The organism is Herbinix hemicellulosilytica, assembly GCF_002904165.1.
Lineage (GTDB): Bacteria > Bacillota > Clostridia > Lachnospirales > Lachnospiraceae > Mobilitalea > Mobilitalea hemicellulosilytica.
Map to the genome: position 1 here is coordinate 1 of NZ_CVTD020000030.1, position 3,427 is coordinate 3,427.

The window sequence follows — 3,427 nt, forward strand, 5'->3', positions numbered from 1 at the left end:
AAAGTATATGAAATACATTATGAGGGAAATTGAGAATTTATTAATAGAAAAAGGATACAGTACAAATATTCATGAATATTTACACAATGTAAGGTAGTATAACATTTATTTTTTAATTTCTATATCAAATAATTTTTTTAATTTTATAGATGGTAAATAAAGTTGTGTCAGAAAACATGGTTTATTGGGATAAAGAAAAATCTTATAGACCATGTTTTTGATAAAAGTTCAGGGTATAGGTAATTATTGGTAAAAAATTAGGCTAAACCAATTAAAATAAAGGAATTGAGAGGTTAAATTATATATTGTTTTAAACAAAGTTGACAATTGCAAAAAATGGTATAATATAATGAGTAAAGTTACAATTTTATTAATAATTAGAAAAAGATAATTTAATATAGTTACTAATTTTATTAAGGTTTGAGTCATGTCGTTTAAAATCTATGTTTTCTTAAGTTAAATAGTGGAGGGGGTGGTTTAATGGAGTTTTCATTAGAAATAAATTCTTTTATTAATGATTATATTAAATGTATAAAAGAAGGTTGTGCGGCCATTTTTGCTGGTGCCGGATTATCAGTTGCATCGGGGTATGTTGATTGGAAGGAATTGTTAAGAAATCCTGCAAAAAAGATTGGACTAGATGTTGATAAAGAAACAGATTTAGTGGCTTTAGCACAGTATATTTATAATAAAGATGGTTCAAAGCAACCATTGGCAGAATTAATAAAAAACAGTTTCATATCATGTAATAATATTAATGAGAATCATGAGATTTTAGCAAAACTTCCTATAAAAACTTATTGGACAACCAACTATGATTCATTAATAGAAGATTCTTTGAAGAAGAATGGGAAAAATCCAGATGTAAAGAAATCGGTTAAAGATTTATCAACAATAATTAGTAAAAGAGACGCAGTTGTGTATAAGATGCATGGTGATATAAGTAATGCAAGTGATGTTGTCCTTATTAAAGAAGATTATGAGTTATACGATTTAAGAAATCAATTATTTAGCATTAGTCTTAAAAGAGATTTAATATCAAAAACTTTTTTGTTTATAGGATTTAGTTTTGAAGACCCTAATTTAGAATACATTTTAAGTAAAGTAAGAATATTAACAGACGGATATTCAAGAAAGCACTATTGTTTTTTTAGAAAAGTAAACGAATCTGACTACTCTAATGATGAAGAAGGAAAGAAAAAGTACCAATATGATAGATTGAAGCAAGAACTTAAATGTGCTGATTTGATGAGAAGATATAACATTCATTCGTTGATGGTAGATGAGTATTCTGATATAACACAGATACTGAAGAGAATAGAAAAAGGATATAAAAAAGACCATGTATTGATATCAGGTAGTGCAGATGAATTTGAAGAATTTAAAATAAAAGATATAGAACCATTAGAGTTTATTCATAAACTTAGTGGAGAAATAAGTAAATTGGGTTGTAAAGTAATCACAGGATTTGGTAAAGGAATAGGCAGTGCAGTATTAAATGGTGTTTTGGATTATATATACAAAACGAATACAAGAAAACTAGATGACCACATTATTATGAGGCCATTTCCTTTATATGTTACTAGTGATGTTGATTTAGAGCAAATTAAAAAAGAATATAGAAAACAAATGGTTGAACTTGGTGGAATTGCTGTTTTTGTTTTAGGAAATAAAACTGTTAACGGAAGTATTCAAATTGCGGATGGCGTAATAGAGGAATTTGAATTGGCTATTGATAATGGACTAAATGTAATTCCTATTGGAGTAACAGGTTATGCTAGTGAAATACTTTGGAACAGACTAATTGAAAATTTCGAAAAATTTTATCCTGATAATATAGATTTAAAGAAAGATTTTGAATTGTTAGGAGATAGCGAATTAACATCAGATGTAATTATTAAGACAGTATGTAAAATAATTAGTGAGTTAAAAGAAATATATTAGGATAAAAACGGACGAGTAATTTATAAGGGATATCTTTTAAAGGCTTGATACATAATTAAAATGTATTATTGAATGCGTAGGAGGGGGCTAGTAATGGGGCATAAAATTTTTGTATCATATAAGTATGCAGATTCTGATGTTAGACATATAACAGGAGAATGGTGGGAAACTAATACAGTTAGAGATTACGTTGATGTGCTTGAGGAAAAATTAAGTGAGTCAAACCAAATATACAAAGGAGAATCTGATGGTGAAGATTTATCACAACTGAGTGAAGAAACAATATGGCAAAAGTTGAGGGACCGAATTTATGATAGCACTCTTACCATTGTATTAATTTCTAAAAATATGAAAGACCCCTACAAGTTAGAAAGAAATCAATGGATTCCTCGAGAAATTTCTTACTCTTTAAAAGAAACATCTCGCAAAGATTCAAGTGGTAATTCTGTTACGTCTAAAACAAATGCTATGCTGGCTGTAGTTATCCCAGATAGAAATGGTTCATATCGTTATTACACTTATATGAATAGTTGTTGTGAAACAGGCTGTAGAACTTTATTAACAAATACACTTTTTAAAATTCTTCGTAAAAATATGTTTAACTTAAAGAATCCTAATACAAGTGATTGCCAGAATGGTTCAAGGATATATTATGGAGATAGCAGTTACATACCTTCTGTAGAATGGGATACTTTTATAAATGATATAGATACATACATAGAAAAAGCATATGAAATTCGGGAAAAAATTGATGATTATGAAATTTATAAAGAGGTAGATTAATTTATTGATGCAATATTGCTGTATAAACCTCATTCCATGATAGTAAGTTTTGCTATATGAGTTATGTTTTGCTTCCTTTAATTATTTCCTTGCCCCTTATCCCTTGTTCCTGTATCTATGTCTACATCAAATAAACTCCTATCATTTTGCAAATTATCGATAGGAAGAAAATAAAGTTCTTGCAGGAAACATGGTTTATTAGGGAGAAGAAAAGCCCTGTAGGCCATGTTTTTTTATGTATTAGTTTTAAGGGATAAGGAACAAGGAATAAGGCTAAAAGCCAGAAAAATCAATGGATTAGAAGATTGAATGGAAAAGAAAATGGAATGAAAAATGGGTAAAATCTCTCCTTAACCCTTCCCCCTTAACCCTCAATCCTAAAAGCACTTTATTTTCATTTTTTGCCCTAAAAATTGAGGAATGAAAGGACTTTAGGAAGTAAGGAATAAGGAAAAAGGAATTAAATGGGAAATTGGAAGAGAATAACAAGCCAGTATTTTCAAGGGTTTGAGGGGGATTTGTGAAAGGAGTTTATTTGAAAAAGGAAAGAAGTTTATTTGGGTTACATATTTGCTGTTGTATAAACCAAATAAACTCCTTTCATTTTTCAAATGTATGAAACGGGGTAAATAAAGTAGTATTAGAAAACATGGTTTATTAGGGAGAAGAAAAGCCCTGTAGGCCATGTTTTTTTATAATG

Annotated in this window: 2 protein-coding genes; both read left to right on the top strand. The window is 28.9% G+C overall.

Annotated elements, in window-relative coordinates; all coding sequences use genetic code 11:
- The first annotated feature begins 480 nt into the window (after positions 1–480).
- Positions 481–1,944 (top strand): SIR2 family protein, encoded by a 1,464-nt coding sequence (locus HHT355_RS13405; RefSeq protein ID WP_103203941.1) that lies wholly within the window; start codon positions 481–483, stop codon positions 1,942–1,944.
- Between the two features lie 93 nt (positions 1,945–2,037).
- Positions 2,038–2,727: a TIR domain-containing protein gene (locus tag HHT355_RS13410; protein ID WP_103203942.1), complete on the top strand. Its 690-nt coding sequence runs from the start codon at positions 2,038–2,040 to the stop codon at positions 2,725–2,727.
- Positions 2,728–3,427: the final 700 nt, after the last annotated feature.

What these genes read in the sequence shown, in the direction of transcription:
- HHT355_RS13405 (WP_103203941.1), top strand. Translation starts at nt 481, where the DNA reads ATGGAGTTTTCATTAGAAATAAATTCTTTTATTAATGATTATATTAAA.
- HHT355_RS13410 (WP_103203942.1), top strand. Translation starts at nt 2,038, where the DNA reads ATGGGGCATAAAATTTTTGTATCATATAAGTATGCAGATTCTGATGTT.